This window comes from Paraburkholderia sp. RCC_158, from assembly GCF_041355255.1.
Lineage (GTDB): Bacteria > Pseudomonadota > Gammaproteobacteria > Burkholderiales > Burkholderiaceae > Paraburkholderia > Paraburkholderia graminis.
In genome coordinates this window covers 25709-51697 of record NZ_JBFUPM010000028.1, presented here as the reverse complement: position 1 = coordinate 51697, position 25989 = coordinate 25709, and the positions used below count along the sequence as shown (strand labels likewise).

Sequence of the window (25989 nt, the reverse complement as noted above, 5' to 3'; positions counted from 1 at the left end):
TGTTTCGCTGACGCTACATTTCGCTGATTCGCACGGTGCCGCGACAACGGCGCATAGACATGGCCGCGAGGCTCGCTCGGCTCTCGCGAAATCGGAGTCGAACGCGGCGCGCAAGGCACCGGATTTCGCGCTGCGTATCAACCACGTGCCGGTGTTCTGCCACGGCACCTGTCGGACGAATGCCGATCCCGTCAGCCTGAGAAGCAGCGAAGTGCAACCACAACACGCCTTCGAGCCGGCCCGCGACGCACGCATGAACATGCTGCGCGCGAGCAGGACAATGGCGTACGAATCGGACACGTTCTATGCGCTAGCCGACGAGCACGGCCGTGCTCATCTGGCCACACGTCGCATTGGCGAATTTCGACTATGCGAATGACGCGGCCCGGGCGCCCACTACAGACGTCTGGCCATTTTCAACTAATAAGGGCATCACTCATCACCACGGCGTGGCGCCCTGCCCGACGCGATCCCACTTTCGCACCCACATCGCAAAGCGCGGGCCGTTGCGTGCGCATCCATCATTCAGCTTTAAAGCGGATGCAACACTTGCGGCACGGGCCGCCGAACTCCGCGCGCCCGATGCCGCATCCGCCACTTCTACGGATAGCCGTACCATCTACCCGCCATTTGCCCGCGATGTCTTCGCGAAGCGCGTAAAACCTCGCGCTGCGCGAACCCATTGGTCGGGCTGCGCCCATCACTGTCGTTTTTTTTGCGACTCCTGACAGCCATAAATGATGAACCGTGCGGCAACCGACGCAAGCGGTTGAACACATCTGAATCAATTCCGGCACATCGCGGACACCGCGTCAAAAGGCGCTCACAAAGCGCGGAACAACCCTGGCGCTCCAACCGCAAAACCGCCGCCATGCGCAGCGAACTCAATTAGATCAAGCACTTGGCCCGTATAAAAAGACCATCGCGCGCAGGCTCGACGCAAACGTCGGATGTACAGAATTGAAACAAAAAGGCGCGCACAGGGGGTTTATTTCGCCCGCCCGTTGTCGCTGCGCCGCACCAGTCACGCTTTCCCCTATGGTTGGCACAGTCCTCGCTAATACAAGGACGCAACACCGCGGCGCCGTGAGGACGACCACAACGGCGGCGGCGCACCAACCAATACGGGGCCGACTCTGTTCACCCTGCGCTGACTGCAATGCAGAGCGCGCGTTATCAAAGGGTGCAGGAATCGGATCAAAAACAGGAAGACGCGAGACCCGCGGCTTCACGCGAGGACCGATCATGTTGACACTTCAATCAGATCTGCACGGAAACCATTTGCTTGGCGCATTGCCGTCTCACGAATGGCAAGCGCTGGCTCCGCACCTCGAACTGGTTCATCTTCGCACGGAACAGTTGCTCTGCGATTCCGGCCAACGCATTCATCACGTGTACTTCCCGACGACCGCGATCATTTCGATGCTGTCGACGATGGAAGACGGCAGCTCCGTCGAAATCGCCGCGGTCGGACGCGAAGGCATGACCGGCGTGCCCGTGCTCACGGGCGGCGAAACCATGCCGAACCGCGTGCAGGTGCAATGTGCGGGCTTCGCGTATCGCATGAGCGCGCAGGCCCTCAAGCAGCAATTCGCCCGCTCCGACTTCCTGCGCCGTCTGATGCTGCTCTACATGCACGCGCTTCTCACGCAAGTCGCGCAGACCGCGGCATGCAACCGCCATCACGCACTGAACAAGCAGTTGTGTCGGTGGCTGCTGATCGAAGTCGACCGTGTTGCGTCGAACGATCTGACGGTTACGCAGCAATTGATCGCCGACATGCTCGGCGTGCGCCGCGAGGGCATCACCGAGGCAGCCGGCAAGCTGCACGACGAAGGCCTGATTCACCACAGCCGCGGACACATCAAGGTGCTCGACCGCAAGGGGCTCGAAGCGCGCGCGTGCGAATGCTACGGCCTCGTCAAGCGCGAATTCGATCGCCTGCTGCCGCGCCTGCGCCAGGCCGAAACCGTCGAATAACACGCGGCGCGATTGCCGTCCTCGCAGAGTCGATAATGTTCAGGAATACTGCGCGATGCCTCGACGCATTCCTCGTGATTGCGGGAGGCCTGCTCGCCCACTGGATGCGCTTTGCCACGCTCGCCGCTTTGCCGGACACCGAACGCCTGCTGATCGCCTTCAACTGCGTGCTGGTGCTGTTGATGTTTCCCGGCTTCGGCGTGTATGAAACATGGCGCGGCAAGCCGTTGACGGCGATGCTCGCACGCGTGGCCGCGGCGTGGCTCGCGGTCGTCGCGGCGGCGTTGCTGCTCGCCTTCACGCTGCATCGCATGGATGCGGTGTCGCGGCTGTGGTTCGTCTACTCGACGCTGATCTCGGGCGCGTTGATCGTCGCGACGAAGTGTGCGGTGCATGTGGCGTTGCGCAGCGTTCGCCGGCGCGGCATGAATTTCCGCACGGTCGCGATTGTCGGCGCACCTGGCTTTGCGCGCACGCTGCTCGCGCATCTCGAGCATGCGCCGCAAGCGGGCTTCAAGCCGGTCTGCGTGTTCGACACGAGCGTGGACAGCAGCGTTGAACGGGCAGCGTATGGCGCGCGGCTCAATCGCCTGCCGGTGCTGACCGACCTGACTGCATTCGCCGCCAAAGTGCGCGACGAGCGCGTGAACGAAGTCTGGCTCGCGCTGCCGCTCTCGGAAGAACGCACGATCTATCGCTTTCAGCGCATGTTCAGGCATGACTTCGTGAACCTTCGTTTTATTCCTGACGTACGCAGCCTCTCGCTTTTCAACCACTCGCTCGTCGATGTGGTCGGTTTGCCCACGCTCAGTCTCGGCGCGCCGTCGCTCTCGCCGCCGCAGATGTGGCCGAAGCTGATCTTCGACCGGCTCTTCGCCGCAGGTGCGCTCGTCGCGCTCGCGCCGGTGTTCATCGTGCTCGCGACGGCGATCAAGCTCACGTCGCCGGGGCCCGTGTTCTTTCGCCAGACGCGCAAGGGCGCCGACGGCGAGCCGTTCTCGATCTACAAATTCCGTTCGATGACCGTGCATCATGAAGCGCAGGGTCAGGTCACGCAGGCCACGCGTCACGACGCGCGCGTGACGAAGCTGGGCGCGTTCATGCGCCGCACGAGCCTCGACGAGCTGCCGCAGTTTCTCAATGTGCTGCTCGGACAGATGTCGGTGGTCGGCCCGCGTCCGCATGCGCTCGAACACGACGATCTCTACAAGGACCAGGTGTACGGCTACATGCACCGCTACCGCATCAAACCCGGCATCACCGGATGGGCTCAGGTGAACGGCTATCGCGGCGCGACCGCCAAGGTCGAGAAGATGGAAGCGCGCGTGAAGTTCGACCTCTTCTATATCCACAACTGGTCCTTCTGGTTCGACATGAAGATCGTCTTCATCACGATTTTCAAGGGCTTTATCAGCCGCAACGCGTTCTGATCATGCCGCTACGGACGCCGCTCCTGAAAGTCTCCGTGATCGTGCCGACGTATCGGCGCACCGCCGATCTCGCGCGGTGCCTCGCGGCACTCGACGCACAGGAGCGCCGCGCCGACGAGGTAATCGTGGTCGCGCGTCACGACGATCACGCGACGCTCGACTGGCTGCGTACACGCGAAACCACGCGGCCCGATCCGCGCCGCTGCGTCGTGCTCGTGCATAAGCCGGGCGTCGTGGCCGCTTACAACCTCGGCATCGACAGCGCATGCGGCGACGTGCTCTGCTTCACCGACGACGACAACGCTCCGCATCCTGACTGGGTCGCGCGAATCGCCCGCGCATTTGGGGGCGATGCATGCCTCGGCGGTCTCGGCGGCCGCGACATCGTGCATGAACGCAACGGTATTTCGCAGGGGCGGAAACCGTGCGTCGGCATCGTGCGATGGTATGGCCGCACGATCGGCAACCATCACATCGGTCATGGCGAGGCACGTGAGGTGCACGTACTCAACGGAGTGAACATGGCGTTTCGCCGCGAGGCGATCGGCGCGCTGCGTTTCGACGCGCGGCTGCTCGGCAGCGGCGCGCAGGTTCATTGCGAAATGGCCTTCAGCCTCGACGTGCGCCGGCGCGGCTGGACGCTCGTCTACGATCCTGCGCTGCTCGTCGAGCACTTTCCCGCTCAACGCCGCGACGAGGACCCGCGCTTCGTCTTCAACGATACGGCGTTCTATAACGCGTCGTTCAATCTTCGACTCATCATGTGCGAACACCTGACGCCGCCAGGCCGATGGGCGTTCGTCGTTTACTCGACGCTGATCGGCGATCGCGCGGACCCGGGGTTCCTGCGCGCGTTGTCGTTGTCGTTGGCGTTCGAGCGCGGCGGAATGGCGCTTGCGTTTCGTAAATGGCGAGTGGGCTTACGCGCAATGCGCGGAGCGTGGCAGGAAGCGGCGCGCTAACGCCCGCAAGCCGAAGTAATTTGCGTTGCAATAGATAGCCGGTCAAGGGCTGCGCCGCATGAAGGCGCAGCCTTTTTTACGCCACTACAAAAACGCGCTGACGTCCGTCTGAAAGCGCTGCGCCAGCGCCTTCGCGACCTTCTTGCTGATCGCCCGGCGGCCCGCGAGGATATCGCTCACCACCGTCGGCGATGCGATGCCCATCAGATCTTTTTGCCGCAGCCCGTGCGTTTCGAGCAAATGCCGCAACACCTCGCGCGGCTCCGCTTTGGGCAGCGTCACGTTCTGCGCCTTCCAGCTCCGAACCAGGTCCGACACGATCGCGTGAAGATCGGTGAGCGGCTCGTTCTCCTTGCCGTTCAGATGATCGGCAAGGGCACTGGAGAGTTCGACCATCGTCTGATAGTCTTGTTCGTTGCGAATGGGAGTAATGGGCAATTGGGCCTGTAGCGCGGCCCAGCTTCGAGCGATGTCGGGAAAAGAGCCCGGAAGGCGATCGGCATTCATGAGTGTAGAGTCTTCCTCGTCCAAAGGTCGCGCATCGCATGCGTCATCGCGTGACGTACGGATTAACGACTGCCTGTTTTAGTAAATCGCAGCGACGATCCGTGATTGTTTGCGTTACCACGGCGGTTACGATTCGTCGCCTGCGTCGAATATCGCGTATTGAGGCGGCTTATGATCCACGCTGCCGCCTGCCCCCGATAGCCGCTCCGGTGGCATCGCCCGAACGGCTTGTTGATGGTGCTGCCCTGCTGAAACACGAGAGGATCGCCGAGCCGCGAAGCCGGCGAACGCCTCGGCTAATCATCCGCAACTGCTCTGCGCCGCCGGCTCGACCGGCCATCCGGCCGGTTCGGCGAGGCGCTCAGCGTCGATCCGCTGCACGGTTGCGGACTCGCCGCGTAAATGCTCGGAAGCGATCGTGCGCGTGACCTCGGCCATGAACGCGCGACGAAACACGGCCGTCGAAAATCGCTCGGCGTTCGCGCGGCACGCGGCCGGCGTGATCTGTTCATGCTGCCGCTCGAACCGGTCGATTGCGTCGAGCATCGACGCGACAGTTTGTGATCCGAAATAAATGCCGGTGGGATGCGCGTCGCCGACGGGCACCACGGTCTCGAGCGACCCGCCCTTGCCGAATGCGATCACCGGCGTGCCGCACGCCTGCGCTTCGAGCGTGACGATGCCGAAGTCCTCTTCGGCGGCGAATACGAAAGCTCGCGCACGCTGCAAGTAGCTCTTCAGCACGCCGATCGGCTGATAGCCGAGTATCGTCACATTCGGCCCGGCCTTCGCGCGAATCGCAGCCATCTCCGGTCCATCGCCGATCACGATCAGCTTGCGATGCGGCGTGGCGCTGAACGCCTCGACAATCAGATCGATGCGCTTGTATGGCACCATTCGCGAGGCCGTCAGATAGAAGTCTTCTTTATGCGTGCACAGTTCGAATTCGTCGACATTGACCGGAGGCGGAATCACGGCGGCGTCGCGCCGATAGGTTTTCATCATGCGCCGCGCGACGAATTGCGAATTCGCGATCAGGCGGTCGACGCCATTCGCCGAATGCGAATCCCAGCCGCGCAGATAATGCAGCAGCGCACGCATGAGCCAGGACTTCGGCCCGCGCGTCAAACCGGCTTCGCGCAGATACTCATGCTGTTGGTCCCACGCCTGACGCATCGGCGAATGCACGTAACTAATGTGCGTTTGATCGGGGCCGACGAGCACGCCTTTTGCGACCGTATGCGAACTCGTGATGATCAGATCGTAGTCCGCGAGATCGAACTGCTGCACCGCGAGCGGCATCAACGGCAGATAGGCGTCATAGCGGCGGCGCGCGAACGGCAGGCGTTGAATGAAGGAAGTGGTGACGGGTTTGCCGTGCAACAGTCGACGGTCTTCGAGAAAATCCACGAGGCTGAAAAGATCCGCGTCGGGAAAGCATTCGATAATCTGCTCGAGTACCTTCTCCGCGCCGCCAGGTGCGACCAGCCAGTCGTGCACGATCGCAACTCTCATGATCTCCCTATCCTCGTTAACGCCTCCTGGGCATAGCGACGAGTGTAGGTGGCGCGTGCTTTACTGTGCGTGCGCGTGACCACATTCGACGCACGACAGCACGGGAATAATTCATTCGCCGCCATTCGCTTCTTGCGAATGCACCGAGCAAATTAATTCGCTTTCCTATGCGCCACGCGTTCGATGTTTCGCTCGACACGGCAATGCAGCGGCCTGCCGGCGAGCTAATGCCCGGACGGGCCGCTGAAGCGTGATTTGAGTGAGCGGAAAAGGAAGGGCCGCAGGTGCCCGCGCGATGCGGGCGTCTGGGTTATTGCTCAGACCTTGCGGTACGCGATGGTCTGTACGCCGGTGTCCGTGCCGAGCAGGCACAGATTCGCGCCACGGCCCGCGAAAAGGCCCACTGTCACGACGCCCGGCCACGCGTTGATATGCGTCTCGAGCGTGCGCGGATCGCTAATGCGCAGACCTTTGACGTCGATGATTTCGTTGCCGTTATCGGTGATGAACGGCGTGCCCTCTTTCGTCACACGCACGACCGGCACACCGCCGAGCGCGGTCACACGGCGGCCGATCGCGGTGCGCGCCATCGGCACGACTTCGATCGGCAGCGGGAAGTTGCCGAGCGTGTCGACGAGCTTGCTGGCGTCCGCGATACAGACGAATACGTCCGACACCGACGCGACGATTTTCTCGCGCGTAAGCGCACCGCCGCCGCCCTTGATCATTGCGCCGCTGTGATCGATCTCGTCGGCGCCGTCGACATAAACCGGCAACGAGTCGATCTCGTTCAGATCGAGCACCTTGAAGCCGTGCGATTGCAGGCGCGCGGTGGTGGCGAGCGAGCTCGACACCGCGCCGCGATAGCGCGCCTTGTTGGCGGCCAGCGCGTCGATGAAACAGTTCGCGGTGGAGCCGGTGCCGACGCCGATCACCGAACCTTCCGGCACGTTCGCGTGGACATAATCGGCGGCGGCCTGACCGACCAGTTGCTTGAGTTCGTCTTGAGTCATGAGAATGCGGGCGAGCTGTAAAAGACGCTAGTTTACCGGAGTAAGCACTGGAAACCGGGCGAACTTACTTCTTCACCGCCCGCTGCCTGACGGCCTCGAACAGGCACACGCCGGAAGCTACGGAGACGTTCAGGCTCTCGACCGTGCCCGCCATCGGAATCTGCATGACGATGTCGCAGGTGTCGTGCGTGAGGCGGCGCATGCCCTCGCCTTCGGCGCCCATCACGATCGCAACGGGGCCGTCGAGCTCCGTCTCGTAGAGGCTCTTCTTGGCCTCGCCCGCCGTGCCGACGATCCACACGCCGGCCTCCTTCAGTTCACGCAGCGCGCGCGCGAGGTTCGTCACGGTGATGTACGGCACCGTGTCGGCCGCGCCGCTCGCGACTTTCGCGGCGGTCGCGTTCAGGCCGACCGCGCGGTCGCGCGGCGCGATCACCGCGTGGGCGCCGGCGGCATCGGCGACGCGCAGGCAGGCGCCGAGATTGTGCGGATCGGTCACGCCGTCGAGCACCAGAAGCAGCGGCGAGCCGTTGATGCCGTCGAGCAGTTCCGCGAGATTCTGCGCGAGCGGCATGTCGCCCGCGCGCGCCACCACGCCCTGGTGACGCTCGGTGTGCGCGAGCCCCCACAGACGCGTTTCGTCGGCGGCGATCAGGCGCACGCCCGCTTCCTTCGCCGTGTGCAGAAACTCCGTCATGCGGCGGTCCTTGCGCGTGGCGTCGTAATAAACATCTTCGACGGTGGACGCGTCGTGCCGGATGCGCGCGGTGACTGCATGAAAACCGTATAGAACCTTGTGACGTGCCATGACTGATACAACCTTTGATTGAGCGCAGCGGAGAAGCCGCGCTGCTGTGATGAATACGTGTGCCTGTCCGCGATCGGGCCGGCGCGTTAACTCATTAACTGCCTGATGAAGCGTGCCGAGGCAGTATGAAGCGCCGATCAAGCGCCGATCAAACTCGAACCAAGCGCGGACTAAACGCGGGCCAAGCGCGGACCAAACGAACACCGCGCGCAACCGGCACGTCTTCACGTACCCGCTGCGCGCGGTTCGAGCGCCGACGCGCGGCGTTAGCGCTTCTTGCGGGCGGTCTGCCTGGCCGACGCGCCGCCCTGCTTCTTCGCGGCGCCGCGCGCTTCCTTGACGGCCGCGCTTTGCACCGGCGCGGCCCGCTTGCGGCGCGCGCCCGGCGCTGCCGCGCCGCCTTCGGGCGACGACAACTCGCGCACGCGCGGGCCGCCGTTGTCCGCGGACGACTTGTCTGCCGACACGCTGCGAGCCGGATGCGGCTTGATCGGCGTATCGCGCACGAGGCGGAAGTCGATCTTGCGCGCGTCCAGATCGACGCGGCTCACCTGCACGCGCACGCGATCCGAGAGCCGGTAGCGAATGCCCGTGCGTTCGCCGCGCAGTTCGTTCTTGATTTCGTCGTACTGGAAGTAGTCCGAGCCCAGTTCGGTGACGTGCACGAGGCCTTCGATAAAGAGCGAATCGAGCTGCACGAAGATGCCGAACGACGTGACGCCGTTGACCATGCCGCCGTACTCTTCGCCGAGCTTGTCGCGCATGAAGTAGCACTTGAGCCAGGCTTCGACGTCGCGCGATGCTTCGTCGGCGCGGCGCTCGTTAGCCGAGCAATGCAGGCCGAGCTCTTCCCAGATCGCGACGTTGGTGCCGCGCGTGCGGCCGGTTTTTTCGTCGTCGGCCTGCTGCATGGCGCGAGCGCGCGGCGACAGCGCTGTGTTCAACACCACGCCTGCCGGCGGCTCCGGCTGATACTTGCGGCCTTGCAGAATCGCGTAGATGGCGCGGTGCGTGAGCAGGTCGGGATAACGGCGGATCGGACTCGTGAAGTGCGCATACGCCTCATACGCGAGACCGAAGTGGCCGATGTTGTCCGGGCTATAAACCGCCTGCTGCATCGAGCGCAGCAGCATGGTTTGCAGCATCTGCGCGTCGGGCCGGTCGCGGATTTGCGCCATCAGCGCGGCGTAGTCGCTGGCGTGCGGCTTGTCGTTGCCGCCGAGCGTGAGACCCATGCCGCGCAGGAAGGTGCGCAGATTCTCGAGCTTCTCCGCGGTCGGGCCGGCATGCACGCGGAACAGGCCCGGATGCTTGTTGCGCTTCAGCAGGTCGGCAGCGCACACGTTCGCGGCCAGCATGCATTCCTCGATCAGCTTGTGCGCCTCGTTGCGGGTGCGCGGCACGATCTGCTCAATCTTGCCCTGCGCGTTGCAGACGATGTACGTCTCGGTCGTATCGAAGTCGATCGCGCCGCGCTTCTGCCGCGCGGCGAACAGCGCCTTGTACACGCCGTAGAGGTTCTGCAATTGCGGCAGCAGCGCGGCGCGGCGCGCGGCTTCCGGACCCTTGGTGTTTTTCAGCACCGCCGCGACTTCCGTGTACGTCAGACGCGCGGCCGAATGCATCACACCAGGATAGAACTGATACGCCTTCACTTCGCCGCGCGCGGTGACGATCATGTCGCACACGAGCACGCAACGGTCGACGTTCGGATTCAGCGAGCACAAACCGTTCGACAGTTTCTCCGGCAGCATCGGAATCACGCGGCGCGGAAAATAGACCGACGTGCTGCGCTCGATCGCGTCGGCGTCGATCGCGCTCTTCGGATGCACGTAATGCGACACGTCGGCAATCGCGACGATCAGACGGAAGCCGTCGCCGCGGCCGACCTTGATCGGCTCGCAGTACACGGCGTCGTCGAAATCGCGCGCGTCTTCGCCGTCGATCGTGACGAGCGGCACGTCGCGCAGATCGATGCGATGACGCACGTCCGTGGGACGAACCTCGTCAGGAAGCTTCGCGGCTTCGGCAAGCGCGTCGGGGCTGAACTCGTGCGGCACGCCGTATTTGCGCACCGCGATTTCGATTTCCATGCCGGGGTCATCGATATCGCCCAGCACTTCCGCGACGCGGCCAAGCGGCTGCGAATGACGGCTCGGAAAATCGGTCAGCTCGACCACCACCACCTGGCCGACCTTGGCCTTCTTGGTGTTCTGCGTGATGAGGATGTCGTGGCCGATGCGCTTGTCTTCGGGCGCGACGATCAGCGCGCCGTTCTCGTTCAGCAGACGCCCGATCACGCGCTTGTTCGCGCGGTCCGTGACCTCGACGATGTGCCCTTCCGGCCGGCCGCGCCGGTCATAGCCGACGATGCGTGCAAGCACGCGGTCGTTGTGCATGACCTTCTGCATTTCGGCGGTGGGCAGGAACAGATCGTCCTGGCCGTCGTCGCGAATCAGGAAGCCGTAACCGTCGCGATGACCCTGAACGCGGCCTGCGACGAAGTTCGACGGATGAGTCAGCTGATAGAGATTGCGCTGATCGAGCCGGATCTGGCCGTCGCGCTCCATGGCGCCGAGGCGCTTGAAAAATCCTTCGCGCTCCTGGCGCTTGATGGACAGGGCTTCGGCGATCTCGTTGGCGGCGAGCGGCGTTTCGCTCGTACGCAGGACGCCGAGGATTTCCTCGCGGCTCGGAATCGGATACGGAAATTTGCTCAAGGGCTTGTCGATGATTTTTTCTCGTTGCATGGACGTCGGTCGGCGATCTGGCTCGGCTTAAGAAGCGTTTGCGTGGCGCCTGAATGGCACTTGCTGCTGCACTAAAAGACTCTCTCGGGTCCGGCTTGTTCAAGGCTGAGTCCGACGGGCTTGTGTACCGTGCCAACGAACTACTGCGAGGCATTCTAACACCCGTCTCGCACGCCACGCGGGCCGTCAATAGTCGCCAGGAAGCGTCGCCGGCAAGCCCGCGCGGGCTCGTTTGCGGCGTCTTTAAGCAGCTTTTGAGAAACGCTTGACAGCCTCGATGCTGTCGCTATAATGTCGGTCTTTGCTGTTCATCACCTGCCCAGGTGGCGAAATTGGTAGACGCACTAGGTTCAGGTCCTAGCGGTGGCAACACTGTGGAGGTTCGAGTCCTCTCTTGGGCACCAGGATTCAAAATTGAAGCCGCCTCGGTTCATCGGGCGGCTTCAATTTTTATGTAGAGCGGTAATGTTGTTTGTTTCGGTTCAAGGCGTGGGTTGGCGGCGGGGATTGACACGCTGCATCATCCCGCTAAAATAGCGGTCTAGCTTCAAGACGTGCCCAGGTGGCGGAATTGGTAGACGCACTAGGTTCAGGTCCTAGCGGTGGCAACACCGTGGAGGTTCGAGTCCTCTCCTGGGCACCAACAGCTGTTCCGGCGCAAGCCGAAGAAGTCCGAGAAACCCCGTAAGATCAACGTCTTACGGGGTTTTTTGTTCTCTACAGATCTCTTGCGTTCCACTGACATCGACAATTTTTGCGTATACTGTTGCGTATACCAGATTCGGGGGGCAAACCCATGCCCAGACGCGTCGAACCGAAGTCAGAGTTAGTGTTCCGTGCCGCCAAAGCGCGCGCCCGTTCCTACCTTCTCGCGGATGGAAACGGACTCGCCCTGAGGATCCAGCCGAACGGCGCCAAGACCTGGCTGTTCCGCTATCGACGACCGAGCACAGGCAAGGAGAACTTCCACAGCCTCGGCCCCTACCCCGATGTCACGCTCACTGATGCGCGACGGTCGGCCACTACCGCACGCAATCTCGTACGCGAAGGCATCGATCCGGTTGCATATCGTCAGGCCGAGTCCATCGCCCGCAAACGCGTGGCCGAAGGCGCCTTCCATCTGGTGGCCCAGCGCTGGCTCGACTTCAAACGGAAGGAATGGGCGGGCGAAACCTATCGGAAGGCCGAGTTTGTCGTGCGCGAATACCTGACTCCCGCACTCCGCAACAAGCCCATTTCGACACTTGCCACGCCAGAAGTCAAGCCCGTACTTGAAGCGATTGCAGCTCATGCGCCTAACCTCGCGACCAAGGCACGGCAGTATGTCGGTGGCATCGTGACGTACGCTGTCCAGAACGGGTTGCGCGAAGATGGCGCCGCCTTGACACTGCGCGGCGTTGTGCCTCGCCACAGGAAAGGCCACATACCAGCGATCACCAAGCCTGCGGACATCGCTCCACTCGTCCTTGCTATCGATGCCTACAAGTCGCCTATTACGCGCGCCGCCCTCAAGCTCACCATGCTGACCGGCCTTCGCCCAGGTGTGGTTGCCGCGGTGCCGTGGGAAGAGGTGAACCTCAAGACTGCTGAATGGCATGTTGCAGCCGAGCGGATGAAAATGCGGCACGATCACATCGTGCCATTGCCGAAGCAGGCCATCGCCGTCCTGAACGAGTTGCAGTCACTTACCGGTAAGGGGCACTATGTCTTCCCGTCCCCCGCCCGTCAAAAGACCCCTCATTTACATCGAGATGCATTGAGCAAAGCACTGCGAGAGATGGGCTTTCAAGGAAAACACGCGACGCACGGTTTCCGGGGCATGCTTCGCACGGTCGGGCGAGAACGACTTGGTATGGATATCGATGTACTAGAAGCGCAACTGGCACACGCCAAGCGTGGCGATGTACAAAAGGCCTACGATAGAACAACGTTTGACGACGATCGTCGCAGGGTCATGCAGGAGTGGGCCGACTATCTTGATCGGCTAAGCATGCCAACGACGGCAGCCGGATCAAGCAAGCGAACCTGAGCACCATACCCACTCGATTGTCAATCGGTGATCGGGGCCCTTGTGTAGACGGGGTTTCCGTCCGCTGCGATGGCGACGATACCGCCAGTGATACCGAGAAATCCTATCGGCAGTTGTTGGCTTTGAACAGACTGCATCGGAGTCTTCGAAGTGCGCTTCCGTTAAAACATCGCGAATATCGGGCATCCGAATATGACTTCTGCGGGGATGCCGTCATCGATACTGTCAGGCTCGTTCCAGAGCAGTCCAGGCGGAGCCTGCAGACGCCATGACCTAAACTCCGGGAGCGCCCTCATGCCAAGCAGTATGCAACAGGTGCTGCTACCCTCGTGGGAAGAATACAGGAGCCCGCTCAACACGCTTCCGGGGCAGAAAGAAGCCCCCGCCCCCGGGTTGATTGCAAACTGTTCGTCCCTGTTCCGCTGGATGACACCGGCCATCGTCTACCCCGCATAAATGTTCCCACTAGCCGGGAGGGGCACGCCAACCTGCCTGTGTGCATCAACAAGCATGGCAAGTGCCGTATCAAAATATTGGCGGGATCCCCAAAGATCACGATCGCCAATGATGTACAGGTAGCTTTTCGCGCGCGTAACCGCCACGTTGAGCAGGTTCGGAGCCGCTGCGGCCCAATCTATCGCTCCAGTCTGCTCCGCGTCACAACCCAGCACGAAGAAAACCACTTCGCCTTCCTTGCCCTGGAACGTGTGAACCGTACCAACCCGCTTCTTTACCCATTCACCTAGCTTGTCCGGCGTACGCCTTCCCGTTCCTGACAGCGCGGCACGCCACGCGTCATGATCACCCAGAAGTGCAATCAATCCCTGCTTGACCTGCCTGAACGGCGTGATGACGAAGGCGTCGGGTAGTTGCGGCCGCTCCGCATCCGTCAGATCCGGTGCTTCGATGTACAGTCTGACTAGCGCGTCGAATACGCACTGTCCCTGCGCAACGATGTACTTCGTTCCATCGCGGCTATCGCCGGCTACGTGCCACCATGCGCTATGACCGAGCACACTATGTACGGATGGCTTACCCTTCTTCGCGTGCTTCATTCGTCCATCATAGGCAATCGCGTTGGCGATCTCGAACATCGGGGTTGCGCAGCGCCGGTGCATGACGAGTGGAATACCAATGAACTGGTCGCGCTCGAGCGGATGTCGCACACCGTATGGATAGCATCGGTCGGCGAGCGTCTGGACGGAGTGTGCGTCCACCGCATAGCGTGGACGCCGTTCCTGCAGCCAGTACTCGCCAAGGCGCATCAACAGGCGGGTTGACTGCGTGACGACCGGTTCGATCTGAAGAGGATCTCCCACCACCACCACGCGCCGCGCGCGCATGATCGCGCCAACGGCCGCCTGCGGCACCGCCTGCCCAGCTTCATCGACAATCAGCCAGCCCAGATCCTCCGGCCCGATCCCGGCAAACTGCCTTCGGAAAGACGCGAAGGTACTCGACACCACCGGCACCAGCATGAAGAACCATTGCCAGAGGACCTTGCGCGCCTCGCCAACTGGAGGTCTCGAAAGCATCTTCGACAGCGCGAATACCAGGTCATTTGTCTGCGCCTCGTGAAAGAACGCCTCGTGCAACGCCATGGCCGTAGAAAAGAGCTCGTTGCGTAGACCGTTCAGCTTGTCGCTCTGCCAGAAAGCTCGGGCCTGACTAGCCTCCTCTGCAAGCTCAGTGCCCTGCCATACGGTCACACCCGTCTGCTCAAGCAATGACCTCACGGTCCGCAGCCTGTCGCACACAACGCCAAGAGAGAACGCAGCTTCCGCCGTCTCACACCATCGTCGATACAGATCGGGGCGGAACCATCTGGATAACCAACGGATAAAGGACGGCTCAAGACGTCGCTCAACCAGTTCCGTCTCCTTGTCCAACTCGCGCTTCAACCGGTCCAGGCGATCCAGCGTCGCGTCACCCGTATCCGGATGACGCAGATCGGGACAACGCTGTGTCACGTTCGCCCACTTTGCTCCCAGTTCGTTCAACGCCGCATCGAGCGCTTCGAGGCGTCCATGCTCCGCCTGCCAAGCCGCATGTGCCACTTTGAAACGCTCCTGCATCGCGCGAAACCCCGGGCGTGTGCCACGCGTTTTGTCACGGTACCGCCAGTAGGTCATCGCGCCTACTGCGTCCCAGCTCTTGAAATCGACCGCGCCTTTCGACAGAAACCGGTCCGGCCGATCGTCCGGTTTTGCGGCACGGTTTGAAAACACATCGCCAACCCGGGTGCGGTTGGCCTGCTTGCCTAGCGCAGCCGAAACCAGCCCCCACACGGGCTCTTTGGGCGCCTGCCATGCCTTCGTCGCATGGCTGCCTGCATAGCGGGTTGCGACAGGCTTGAAGTAGCCCAACGTATCGAGTTGCGCGGAATCGAGGTGCCGACTCTGCGGCAGTTCGAGCGAAAGATTCTCCACCGCGCCGTTGTTGCTCGAGGCCACTACAATCTCAAAGCCCGTCAGCATAGGCGACAGGACAGGTAGCGTATGAGATTTGCCATCTGCAAAGACTGCTCCGATGGTCGCGCCGGATAAGCCTGCCGTGACGCCATCGAGCGACGCCAGCACCTTCGCCCGCTCGACCACGAGATGGGCAATGAGATCCCGCAGCAGTGTGGTCTTTCCGGTGCCCGGCGGTCCGTTCACCGCGACGATTTCGCCCTCACCCAAGGCCTTCATCCGGTTCAGTGCATATTGCTGCATTAGCGCCTGAAAATGGCCAACGGGCGATGGCCAACGCCCGACGATTCCATTGCGAGGCCGCAGCGTCTCGAGAATGGCCCTCTGGCCATCGGACGCATCCAGATCGAACTTCGATGCATCCTGCAGGGAGAGATAAGTCTTCAGCGCGCGCGGGACACGCGGTCCGTTGAGCTCGCGCTGCGCCTGCATCAGGTCATGGACGTAGAAGCTGTTCAGGATCGGTAGATCCCGTTCCTCATCCTCTTCCTGCTGCTCCTTGGCCGATGCATCGGTGGCTTGCACAGCGGTGATGCTCTCATCCTTAGGTCGGGTCTGCACTTCTGCCGGTTGCGCTCTAACTGGCGATATGACCATCCAGGCGAGGCCATCGCTTAGCGGAGTGTAGGCCGCCCATTCATGGAGCCGACGTACCATCGCGACCAATTGCTTCGCGTCGAACGGTTGATCTCCCGCGACAAGCGCCGTCAGATCCTCCCTCAAAGCAATCAGGCTCGCTTCGAACGCATCCGCACACAAATCTTCAAGCGCCCCGCTTTGCAGGCGGCCCAAAGCCCACGGCAAAGCCGATACACTCAGGCTATCAGCATTGACCCGTCCGCTTTGTCCTAGCTTTACTTTCGCGAAGCACGTCAAACCCTCGGGGGCCATTTCGTCATCGCGAATCTGGTCGATCACAGAACGCGCTTTCGACCTCGCCGCGACAGCGTGCTCGACGACGGACGTGGCTTGCGCCACATCAAACGGAATCACGTAAAGCGCGCCTGACTGCCCGGAGACCTCGTCCCAGCCACGAATCAACCCGGTAGTCGTCGTCCGGATACATACCGTTTTCCGGTTCGATTCTCTCGCTTCCTCAAGTTGGTCATCGAGGCTGTAGCTGTTGAAAAATTCGACGCTGTGCCAGTAATCAAGGATTCGCGATGCTTTTTGAGTCAACTGGCACACGCCAAGCGTGGCGATGTGCGAAAGGCCTACGATAGAACAACTTTTGACGATGATCGTCGCCGGGTCATGCAGGAGTGGGCCGACTATATCGATCGGTTAAGCATGCCAACGACAGAAGCAGGATCAAGCACGCAGCGCTGAAGACCACACCCACTTCATTGTCAATCTATCGGCTGCAACCTTATCTGGACAAGGATGCAGCTAGCTCATAAATCGACGATACCGCCAACGATACCGAAAAATACCACCGGCACTTTCCGCCGCTCCGCGGACCGCAGCGGAGGCTCAGTTCCAACTCTGTTAAATCCATCTCGAAGACGAGGCAGTTCGAGAACATTGGTGTCGGCAGTACCGTCATCGATACCGTCTAGCATTCTCCAACGCGGTCTGACCAAAGCCGCCCAGTGCCAAGGGCCTCACTCACAGAGCCTGATCCTTGGGAAATCTCCTGCTGCCCGGTCTGCTGAGTTATGCGACAACCGAATAGTGATTTGGCAACGCACGAAACATGACCCGGCACAACAACTCTTCCTTCGTGGACGTACCGTAGGCCTCATCGACGAGTTGATGCGACAGTCTGAGCCGGACTGCGCTGTTCGGGCCATCATCATCGCGGTTACCTCCACGCAGAATCCACGCGACGAACTCGAGCAAGTTCTTCTGTCGCACCCCGGGCTCTCCTTTTTAGCACCGTAAGATAAATACTGGACCGACGACGAATTGCGCAAATCGGGCAACAGCATCACGACGCTCCACGACGCCGCAAACGACAAACCCGGCCGAAGCCGGGTCTGGTCATCAAGACCGAAGCTGATAGTTCAAGGTTGATAGTCTTCAAATTCCCAGCCGCCGAATCGACTCAGCTTCAACGCCAAGCCATGCCAATCGTCCGCAGTGCAACTTTCCACATATCGGCTTATGGCCGACTCGATCTCAGCTAAGTCGTACTCAAACACGATCAGCATATGGCGTCCCCACACGGCCTTACGATCCGAGTACTTGGCTTTAATCCAGTCTGGGGTGCAGACCATGGTCTGAAACAGGTCGGCACCCTTTTCGTTTTCCGGGCCAATTTGCAGCTCGACCAAGAAACCAAAGCAGGCTTCGTCTTCGGGCCAGTAGGTCCGTAGCTCAACATCGGGGGAAGAAATGCCCTTTAGCTTGGCTCGCATCATGGCCCCGTGATGTTCAAATGACCATTATTCTGCCACGCTCCGCTTGGCACACTCCGCGACTGGAAATTAGCTTGCACTCCGGTCGTAGCGTAGGAGCTATTGGGCTTCGGTGAAGGTGGACGATACTGCCGCGGGCCGTCCGCGCTGATCAGCGTACTTCCGTCTGTCTGGGACACCCGATAACCCGGACCAACCCAGTCTTGCCCAAGGACGTTGGCATCTGCGGTCGACGCTTCGCCTAATGCAAAATTGCCTTTGCCAGTAGCCGCATCACGCAACATACCAATCTGTTCTCCCGCCGTCAGACCGCCACTGTTTGTGGCGCTATTTACACCTCCTTTCGTGTTGTCATTGTTCCCACTTTTGGTTGAATCGCCGCTGGTCCCACTATCGCTCCCAGGACCGGTAGAAAAGATGGCTCCAATGCTGGGCAAGGAAAACGACGTAGGTACCGGCACGATTACAAACGTACAGTCACCGTATGGTACGCAGACCGGAATAGGTGTTCCGGCCAGGGTAAAGCCGCTGGCGTGTTGTCCCTGCGAGCCACCGCTTAGGTCGTCATCGTTGGTGCCTGGGTGATCTGGCAACTGCGGCAGGTTGTTCCCGGAATCGTCCTTTGAACTGCCCGTTGCACTCGCGACATAGCCGATTGCAGCGATCTTCGCCGGCGCGGGCAACATTGCGCTACAAAAAGAACTCTGCAGACAAGCCTTGAGGATGTCAGCGGTATGTTTCTCGGAGTTGTTAGTCGCTTCGTTTTCGGCCCAAGTTGCTCCGGCTTGCGCGTCGCCGCCTGCAAGGCCGGCGGCGACGCCACCCGTCAAGACGGACAGAGCGGTCACGACGGCGGCCTGGCCCTCAGTAAGCGGTGCCCCGGTCGGATCCATCGCGATGATTGCAAGCGGCGACAACATCGCACTTGTGGCCGCTCCAATAGCTCCGCCCGTGCAGCCGGTGCCACTTAGCGAACTGGCAGCGCACCCCAGCACCGCATGTCCCAGTACGTTTTCGATCGAAAGAGGGGCTGTGCCATCGCCGATGGCATACGCGCCCGATGCCGCCGTTTCCTGAAGCAGCGCGTTCTGGAATGCGCCAAGCAGGCTGCCTCCCTCAATCGCTGTACCTACGCCAGCCGAAATCCCGGCCTCGGCCAGCATTGCCAGAGCTCGGGTTTCCAAGGTAGAGGCGGTTGATGCAGTCGCCTGATTCACAGTGGTGCCAATCGACGGATTAACACCGGCGAGGCTGGCAAGGGAGCTAGTCGGACCCTCGACAGTTAAGGGTGCCGTCGTGAAATCGAATCCGGTGTCCGAATTGTAAGTAATGCCATTCGTCAGCCCCGCCGTGATACCAGCAACGCCAGCCGCTTCAAATGCGCTGCCCCAATCCAGACTTCCGGTCATCGTCAGTCTGGAGGCGATGCTCGACGTGAGCCCGGCAAAAGCCGCCGACAGCGCTATGTTGCCCAGCCCTGCTGTCGTCGCTACTGTCGCCGCCGAGGTCGCCGTTGCAGTGGTTGCCGCCGTGCCTGCTGCAGACGTGCTACCGGCCGTCGTGCCCAGCGTCGCGCCTATCGCCTCGCTCGCAGCCCCCGCGGTTATGATCGAAACGACAACGGCAAAAGCCAGACCGACAATCTCCGCGGCCCCAAAGCCACCCATCGCGGTAAAGCTCGTGTCGAGATGGTCGCTAACCGTCGTCTGGGTGAAGTTCGTGCCGAGTTGTTGCGCCAGGTTGGCGATGAACTGCTGCGTGCCGGCCTGGTCCGCAGTGCCATCGCTTCCGAGCAACTGCAACGCACCGCCGATCTGCTCGAGCTTCTGCACGTTCAGATTCATACTTGCCGCGCTCATGAAGCCGCCCGGCTGAACCTCGGTGCCGCTCGTTTTTTTATATCCCGTTGCGGCAATGTACTGCCAGATATCCCCTACATTGACCTCATTCGCCTGATTGGTCAGCGTGCCGGTATTGACCGTCCACCTGTTCGACGCGCCGATGGCGCCGGTGTTGAGAATGCTTCCCTGCCCATCCTGGTTGAAATCGAGTGTGACGTTCTGGCCGGTGATGTTGCCGCCTGCCGACATCGCACTCCAGTTCGGCGGAAAGTAGACTTGCGGCATGAGCGCGGTGACAGTCGGCAAGCAACTACACCCGTCGATATGCAACTCGGATCGGGCACAGACTGCTGGACATACCACAACATCGGCTCGGACAGCGCAGAGATCTCGTCTGGGACAACGCATCGCCAAGCTGCAGATTGTTCTGTTCTGCGTAGTTGATTGCGTTCTGATGCAGGATGGCCTTTTCCTGTCCGGTGACCGACATACCGGTCTTGCTGTCGTAAGAAAGGCCGTTCACAAAACTGGCCTGGCCGGTCTGCTGTAGCGCCGCCTGTTGCAGTGTCAGGTCTTCCGCCTGTGGACTGTAGTAGAACAGCGTCGAGGATGGCTGCAAGCTAGCCAGCAGATTGTCCAGCAACGTTTGTGGGCCCAGGGCACCGAGCATCGAACCAGCCAGCGATCCCGAAAGATACGACGCCTTACCCGTCACGGGCGTGGGCAAGGCTCCGCCTACCGAGCGCGGCGTCGACAGATTCAGCCCGGGAAGATTCACGAGGCTTTCCGTGCCGAGTTGACGAAGATCGGCGTGCCCGTCGCTGTGTCCGGTGCGCCGGTCGTTCCTCACGTTACGGAGTTCAAGACGCGGCCCGCCGCGGCACGAATCATGTTTGGTGCACTGTCCGGCAGCGACCACATCAAGGGAACGGTGACGGTCGCTGGAGCCACGTTTGAGGTGGCCGACACAGGCGTCACCATGATGGGCGGCCTGGGTGTCGTCGCGAGAAACGTGGGCAAGCAAACGGCAGATGACGTAGGACAACTCGCCGGTGTGGCCACCCGATAGCAGGCGGAACATTCGCGCGCGGTCAGCGCGTCCGCAGACCGCGCATAACCGTTGAAGACGCGATGAGAAGGAAGCCATCACCGGACATGAGCGATGCGCAAACCGAATCTTTCGGGCGATGCGACGATGCTTCAACGCGCGCTCGGTCCGGCGAACGTCCCGACAGCACTCATGAGGCCGCAGTCGACCCATACGAGACAATCGCACCGACGTTCCGATACGTCCGCTATTGAAGAAGCAGCGGACGTCCAATGTGTTGCGCCGGGCTTGAACTGCACGTGTCGAGTCGATCCTAACAGGCACGTTAGCGATCAATCTCAGTAATGCCTGTATGCTCGGTGCGGATACTCTCACTCTCGGCATGCTTGCCACGTTCGTGCATATGGGCGGTCGGCGTGCGATCGATCAATAAGCTAAGCAACTCAGGCCGGCTGTAGTGACCGCGAGAATCCATCTTCCGCTTCCGCTCGATTATCGAAGAGAAATCCAGGTTTGCGATCACTTCGCCTTCACCCGAGCGCAGCGGCTCTGCAAGCAGACCTCCGTCCGGCCCGACAATTGCGCTAAAACAGCCGCCGGAAATCGGACCGATAGGGCAATCTGTATCCTTCATGAGCTGGGCCTGTTGCTCCGCATCGAGCCAGGCGGTCGCATTGACCACAAAACAACCCGATTCGAGCGCGTGCTGACGGATATTGATTTCCATCTGCTCGGCGAACGTTGCGCCCCCAAACGATCCGGGGTACATCGCCGAATGAATCTGCTCTCCTTCGACCATCAACGCGTAGCGCGCGAGAGGCAGATAGTGCTCCCAGCATGCCAGTTGCCCAATGCGACCGACTGCGCTGTCCACGGCTACCAGTCCTGATCCGTCTCCTTGTCCCCAGACAATCCGTTCGTGGTAGGTCGGCGTCAATTTGCGCCGACGCTGGAGCAGCGTGCCGTCGGCATCGAACAGGAGTTGGGTGTTGTACACCGTGCCGCCATCGCGCTCGTTGATTCCGATCGAAACGACCATGCCCGCCTGACGACACGCGTCGCCGAGCATCTCGGTCACCGTCGAGGGGACAGTGACGGACTCTTCGATGAGACGCACGTGTTCGGCACCGAGCCTGAAGGGAGCCTGGACGAACGAAAAATAGGGATAGTAGGGAACGATAGCTTCGGGGAAGGTCGCGTACTGGACGCCCTTGCTGCCAAGCTCCAGAATCTTGCGCACGACCTTCTCAACCGTGCCGGTCCGGCTGTATAGGACGGGACTGATCTGTACTGCCGCTGCTTTTACAAGCGTCATGAGACATCTGCCTTAAGAGTTGATCCGGTTTCAGTCAGGTCGGCGGTCGCGGCTCCATCGAACGGGTTCATGCAAACTTGAGTCCGATCACGCCACTGAGAATCAGCAGAATGAAGAACACCCGCAACGGTGCGGCCGAATCTCCGAGCAAAGCGATACCAAGAATTGCCGTACCCGCCGCCCCGATTCCGGTCCACACGGCGTAGCCGGTCCCGACCGGGACCGTACGAAGCGCCACGGAGAGCAGAACGACGCTCGACAGCCCCGTCGCAACCGTAAGCAGCCCGGGCGTAAGTCGCGTGAAGCCGACTGAAGCCTTCATCGCAAAGGCAAACGCAATCTCAAGCAAGCCCGCCAGGCCAAGTAGTAGCCATGCCATCAGTGAAAACTCCGTACGAGATGTGCGATGTCAGGCTTTGGTGCTAGCCGCGGCCGGAACGGTGCGGAAGGCGATCCCCAGCCGATTGAAGGCGTTCATCAGGCCGATCGCATAGGTGAGATCGGCAAGTTCCTTATCATCGAATTCCGCTGCCGCCGCTTGATACGCGGCATCGGGAATGTGCGTTTCGGCCACACGCGTGACCGTTTCCGCCCAGGCGATTGCTGCTTTCTCGCGCGTGTTGAACAGCGTACCGGCGTCGTGCCAGACTGGCAGAAGGGTGAGCTTCTCGTCCGATACTCCGAGCTTCCTCAGATCTCGTGTGTGCATATCGATGCAGAAGGCGCATCCATTGATCTGCGAGACGCGCAGATACACGAGGTTGATCAGGTCCGTTGCAAGGCCGCATTTCTGCAGTATCGAATGCACTTCGCCGAACGCCCGATACGCTTGCGGCGATGCCTTGGTGTAGTTGATGCGTTGAATCATGAAATACCTCTCTGATTGATCGTTAGGGAGGCCTCATCTTGTCGCATCTTGGTTCAGTCCAAAAGGACCATAAACTTGCATTTGAGCTGTGCCATGACCGCGCAGGAGTTCAATGGATTACATCAGCGACAGGATGCGCTTGCCGAGTCGCGCCGCAGTTGCCTCGCTGTCGACGTTAGTAAAGCCGATGAGCAGTGCCGATCCCGCTTTCCGTCCCTCGCCCCACTCCGAAAGTGCTTCCGCGTAGAGGCCGTTTTCGCTCATACTTGCAACGAGCCGTCGGTCCGACCGACGACCACGCAAACGCAGGATCAGATGCATGCCGCCAGGCTGGGCATCGATGTCTACATAATCGCCCAATTCGCTTTCCAGACCTGCAACCGTCGCATCGCGTCGTTCGGCATAGAGCCTCCGCATTCGCTGGATATGCCGTGCAAAGTGTCCCTCTCTCATGAACGACGTCACAGTCGCCTGAACGAGATGCGACGTGCCTGTGCCAAGCGTATGAACGACCTGCTCGAAGCGTTCGGTGAGTGCGTCGGGGACCAGGAGATATGCGAGTCGAAGGCTCGGCATGAGCACCTTACTGAAAGTGCCTGCATAAAGGACTCTTCCCTTTGCGTCCAGACTTTTCAGCGCGGGCAAAGGCCGGCTGACATAGCGATATTCGCCATCGTAATCATCTTCGATGACCCATCCCTTGTTTTGCGCAGCCCATTCCAGCAAAGCGATGCGGCGGGGCAAAGACAGTGTCACGCATAAAGGGCTTTGATGGGCAGGAGTTACGATCGCCGCCCGCGCGCGCGGTGCGAGTTCAATGCCGCAGGCAACATCTATCCCTTCATTGTCGACAGGAATGGGGACACCCTTCAGACTGAGCATGCCCATCAATTGCCGGGTCGGCGGGTATCCCGGGTTTTCGTACCATACCTGATCGCCTGCGTTCAAAAGCGCGCGAGAGATCAGTTCGATCGAGTGACGATAGCCCGATGTCACGAATACCTGCGTTGGGGCACACATGATTCCGCGCGAAACCTGAAGGTATGCCGCGATTGCCACGCGTAGCTCGCCTAACCCACATACCGGCGGGTGAACCATATCGAACGTTTGCATCGCGCGAATACGGTTTGCGCCGAGCCGCGCCCAGATCTTTCGGGGAAACGCGTCAAGTGCGGGCAAGCCCATCTGCAGAGGCAGGATGGAGTCCGGTCGGAAGCTGGGCGCTTCTAGCGAGGCCGTTAACTTCGGCTGCACTTCGCGTCTCGGAATTCGCGCTCGGAGGCCTGGCGTGACGATAGTTCCCGCCTGCCCTTGCGCGACGACATACCCTTCGGCAGCCAATAGCTCATAGGCGCTATTCACTGTGCCCCGCGCGAGACCGAGATCGGTCATCAGGGCACGCGCGGAAGGTATTCGATCGCCGGGCTTGAGCGTGCCATCGGCGATGACCGCCACAAAACGCTCATAGACCTGGCGATAGAGCGGAATCGTTGAGGTGGGATCGAGTGGCGAAACAATGGATGCTTTCAATTTGACCACGAGCGGTCGCCTCTGCTGAAGAGTTGAACGAACGCCTGCCGACAGGGCTCACGCCGCACGCAGCCATGGCGCTTTGGTCTGCCGCTCCAGTATTGTCCGCTATTCATTTCGATGTCCTCGCGATGGTCTACACGAGAACTCAATTCTTGGCCCTGTTAGTTGATCCATCGCGTCTTTACAGTAGTGCCATGCGAGACGCTTGCCAAGCGATCTAGGCGCATCAGGAAAGCGTCACCGCTGCCTTGAAACCGATCTTCCGAGTACCAATAGATGAACATTTTGCACCTCACATTCAGTTCCCGGGGAGAGTTGTCCGAGAGTCGAAAGCTTTCGAAAAAAATCGTCGACATGCTTATTCGACTGAATCCCAATGCCGAGTTGATTGCACGGGGGCTCGGCGATGGAACACTACCGCACATCGACGCTGAGTATGCGTCCATGCAGCATTCAAACGATGCAGGCCAACCCGGGACGGGGTCGTCTGCGAGGTCCGACCAATTGATCGAGGAGCTTGAGCGAGCAGATGTAATTGTCATAGGAACGCCCATGCACAACCTCAGTGCGCCTTCCTCTCTTAAGGCGTGGATCGACCATGTCGTTCGCGCACGAAGGACGTTCACCATGACGTCCGCGGGCAAGAAGGGAATGCTGCACGATCGACCGGTTTATATCGCAGTTGCGTCTGGCGGACGTTTCTCCGGAGCGAATGCTCATCAGCCAGACTTCCTGACGTCATACTTGAAGACCATTCTGGCGTCGATTGGACTTTGCGACGTCCGTTTCTTCACAATCGAGGGGACGGGAGGACGCGCGGAGTCGGTGGAACTTAGCCGACGCATTGCCAATCAGGAGCTCAGGCGTCATTTCAACTCTCTCGGACTTAAGCATGCCTGCGAAAACCTTGACTGAGATGCCGGCGCGCGCTATTAACGCCATCGCCGTGTTTTGTGGCTCAAACTTTGGTGCTTCAGAACAATATCTTGAAGATGCGCGCAAGCTCGGCTTGGCGCTCGCATGTGCGGGCATAACGGTAGTGTATGGCGGCACGACCAAAGGCCTGATGGGTGCCGTAGCCGACGCGGCTTTATCGGCGGGAGGGCAGGTGCACGGCGTCGTCACCGAAAGCCTGCATCGGCGCGGGCATTCGCATTCGGGACTGGCTCATTGCGAGGTCGCTGCGACGCTAAGAGCGCGAAAGGCGCGAATGGTCGAGCTTGCCGACGCCTTCATTGCACTCCCCGGAGGTATCGGAACGATCGAGGAAGTCATGGAAGTGTGGACAATGAACCAGTTGCAGGAAATCGACAAACCGTTGGGCTTGTTGAACACAGCGGAGTTCTTCACGCCCTTCATCGCATTCATCGATCATATGATCGAGCAAAGATTCTTGCCCTCAGCACATCGCGACTCCATCGCTATACATTGTGAAGCGAGTGCATTGATCAACTCGTTACATCGGCAGCCGGGTATCAACGTGCCCAAATGGTTGGAGCCCATGAGACCGTCAGGAGCATCATGAAAATTGGACAGCTGCTTACGAGCGTGGAAGAGAC

At 60.6% G+C, this 25989-nt stretch carries 20 protein-coding genes and 2 tRNA genes; 8 read left to right on the top strand and 14 right to left on the bottom strand.

Going from position 1 to position 25989, the window contains the following annotated elements:
* Positions 1-1245: 1245 nt before the first annotated feature.
* Genes AB6809_RS32325 through AB6809_RS32315 form a run of 3 tightly spaced genes read left to right on the top strand, consistent with a single transcriptional unit; the run spans position 1246 to position 4372 of the window.
* A complete protein-coding gene (locus tag AB6809_RS32325; RefSeq protein WP_006048767.1) occupies positions 1246-1980 on the top strand; it encodes a Crp/Fnr family transcriptional regulator in 735 nt (244 codons plus the stop codon).
* 35 nt (positions 1981-2015) lie between these two features.
* Positions 2016-3410 (top strand): undecaprenyl-phosphate glucose phosphotransferase, encoded by a 1395-nt coding sequence (locus AB6809_RS32320; protein WP_029971331.1) that lies wholly within the window; start codon positions 2016-2018, stop codon positions 3408-3410.
* Positions 3411-3412: 2 nt separating this feature from the next.
* Positions 3413-4372: a glycosyltransferase family 2 protein gene (locus AB6809_RS32315; protein ID WP_371028052.1), complete on the top strand. Its 960-nt coding sequence runs from the start codon at positions 3413-3415 to the stop codon at positions 4370-4372.
* Positions 4373-4456: 84 nt separating this feature from the next.
* On the opposite strand, the gene AB6809_RS32310 is transcribed toward AB6809_RS32315, so the two are convergent.
* The 5 genes from AB6809_RS32310 to rnr form a co-directional block, all read right to left on the bottom strand.
* Positions 4457-4879, bottom strand: coding sequence for a type II toxin-antitoxin system HigA family antitoxin (locus tag AB6809_RS32310; protein ID WP_006048764.1), 423 nt, complete (start codon positions 4877-4879; stop codon positions 4457-4459).
* 300 nt (positions 4880-5179) lie between these two features.
* Positions 5180-6394, bottom strand: coding sequence for a glycosyltransferase family 4 protein (locus AB6809_RS32305; RefSeq protein WP_371028051.1), 1215 nt, complete (start codon positions 6392-6394; stop codon positions 5180-5182).
* A gap of 317 nt (positions 6395-6711) precedes the next feature.
* Positions 6712-7407, bottom strand: a complete 696-nt coding sequence (gene rpiA / locus AB6809_RS32300; RefSeq protein ID WP_371028050.1) for a ribose-5-phosphate isomerase RpiA — start codon at positions 7405-7407, stop codon at positions 6712-6714.
* 64 nt (positions 7408-7471) lie between these two features.
* The gene (rlmB, locus tag AB6809_RS32295) at positions 7472-8215 is read right to left on the bottom strand and encodes a 23S rRNA (guanosine(2251)-2'-O)-methyltransferase RlmB (RefSeq protein WP_006048761.1); all 744 of its coding nucleotides are present in this window, start codon (positions 8213-8215) and stop codon (positions 7472-7474) included.
* Positions 8216-8481: 266 nt separating this feature from the next.
* Positions 8482-10965: a ribonuclease R gene (gene rnr / locus AB6809_RS32290; RefSeq protein ID WP_371028049.1), complete on the bottom strand. Its 2484-nt coding sequence runs from the start codon at positions 10963-10965 to the stop codon at positions 8482-8484.
* A 317-nt stretch (positions 10966-11282) separates the two neighbouring features.
* Between rnr and AB6809_RS32285 the strand changes: the two genes are divergently transcribed.
* The 3 genes from AB6809_RS32285 (at position 11283) to AB6809_RS32275 (ending at position 12994) form a co-directional block, all read left to right on the top strand.
* Positions 11283-11369, top strand: a tRNA-Leu gene (locus AB6809_RS32285).
* Positions 11370-11521: 152 nt separating this feature from the next.
* Positions 11522-11608: transfer RNA gene (locus tag AB6809_RS32280), tRNA-Leu, on the top strand.
* A 153-nt stretch (positions 11609-11761) separates the two neighbouring features.
* On the top strand, positions 11762-12994 hold the full coding sequence (locus AB6809_RS32275; RefSeq protein ID WP_371028048.1) for a tyrosine-type recombinase/integrase: 1233 nt from the start codon (positions 11762-11764) through the stop codon (positions 12992-12994).
* 443 nt (positions 12995-13437) lie between these two features.
* Here the strand turns inward: AB6809_RS32275 and AB6809_RS32270 are convergent, their stop codons facing one another.
* The 9 genes from AB6809_RS32270 to AB6809_RS32230 all read right to left on the bottom strand — a co-directional run bounded on the left by AB6809_RS32270 (position 13438) and on the right by AB6809_RS32230 (position 24436).
* Entirely contained in the window at positions 13438-16644 is a 3207-nt protein-coding gene (locus AB6809_RS32270) for a DEAD/DEAH box helicase (RefSeq protein ID WP_371028047.1), read from the bottom strand.
* A 477-nt stretch (positions 16645-17121) separates the two neighbouring features.
* On the bottom strand, positions 17122-17322 hold the full coding sequence (locus AB6809_RS32265; protein ID WP_029971326.1) for a hypothetical protein: 201 nt from the start codon (positions 17320-17322) through the stop codon (positions 17122-17124).
* Between the two features lie 149 nt (positions 17323-17471).
* Positions 17472-17828, bottom strand: coding sequence for an immunity 8 family protein (locus tag AB6809_RS32260; RefSeq protein WP_006048757.1), 357 nt, complete (start codon positions 17826-17828; stop codon positions 17472-17474).
* Positions 17825-19972, bottom strand: coding sequence for a DUF637 domain-containing protein (locus AB6809_RS32255; protein ID WP_371028046.1), 2148 nt, complete (start codon positions 19970-19972; stop codon positions 17825-17827). The genes AB6809_RS32260 and AB6809_RS32255 overlap by 4 nt, the downstream gene beginning before the upstream one ends.
* Before the next feature lie 4 nt (positions 19973-19976).
* The gene (locus AB6809_RS32250; RefSeq protein ID WP_371028045.1) at positions 19977-20747 is read right to left on the bottom strand and encodes a hypothetical protein; all 771 of its coding nucleotides are present in this window, start codon (positions 20745-20747) and stop codon (positions 19977-19979) included.
* A gap of 292 nt (positions 20748-21039) precedes the next feature.
* Complete coding sequence (locus tag AB6809_RS32245) at positions 21040-22029, bottom strand: nitrilase-related carbon-nitrogen hydrolase (protein ID WP_371028044.1); 990 nt, start codon at positions 22027-22029, stop codon at positions 21040-21042.
* 67 nt (positions 22030-22096) lie between these two features.
* Positions 22097-22408, bottom strand: a complete 312-nt coding sequence (locus AB6809_RS32240) for a multidrug efflux SMR transporter (RefSeq protein WP_006048754.1) — start codon at positions 22406-22408, stop codon at positions 22097-22099.
* Positions 22409-22438: 30 nt separating this feature from the next.
* Complete coding sequence (locus tag AB6809_RS32235; protein ID WP_371028043.1) at positions 22439-22897, bottom strand: carboxymuconolactone decarboxylase family protein; 459 nt, start codon at positions 22895-22897, stop codon at positions 22439-22441.
* 117 nt (positions 22898-23014) lie between these two features.
* A complete protein-coding gene (locus tag AB6809_RS32230) occupies positions 23015-24436 on the bottom strand; it encodes a PLP-dependent aminotransferase family protein (RefSeq protein WP_371028042.1) in 1422 nt (473 codons plus the stop codon).
* A gap of 270 nt (positions 24437-24706) precedes the next feature.
* Here AB6809_RS32230 and AB6809_RS32225 point away from each other — a divergent pair, with 270 nt between their 5' ends.
* Together AB6809_RS32225 and AB6809_RS32220 are read left to right on the top strand one after the other, a co-directional pair.
* Positions 24707-25345 carry an FMN-dependent NADH-azoreductase gene (locus AB6809_RS32225; RefSeq protein ID WP_371028041.1) on the top strand — a complete coding sequence of 213 codons (639 nt, stop codon included), beginning with the start codon at positions 24707-24709 and terminating at the stop codon, positions 25343-25345.
* Positions 25323-25955, top strand: coding sequence for a TIGR00730 family Rossman fold protein (locus AB6809_RS32220; RefSeq protein ID WP_371028040.1), 633 nt, complete (start codon positions 25323-25325; stop codon positions 25953-25955). The genes AB6809_RS32225 and AB6809_RS32220 overlap by 23 nt, the downstream gene beginning before the upstream one ends.
* Positions 25956-25989 lie beyond the last annotated feature (34 nt).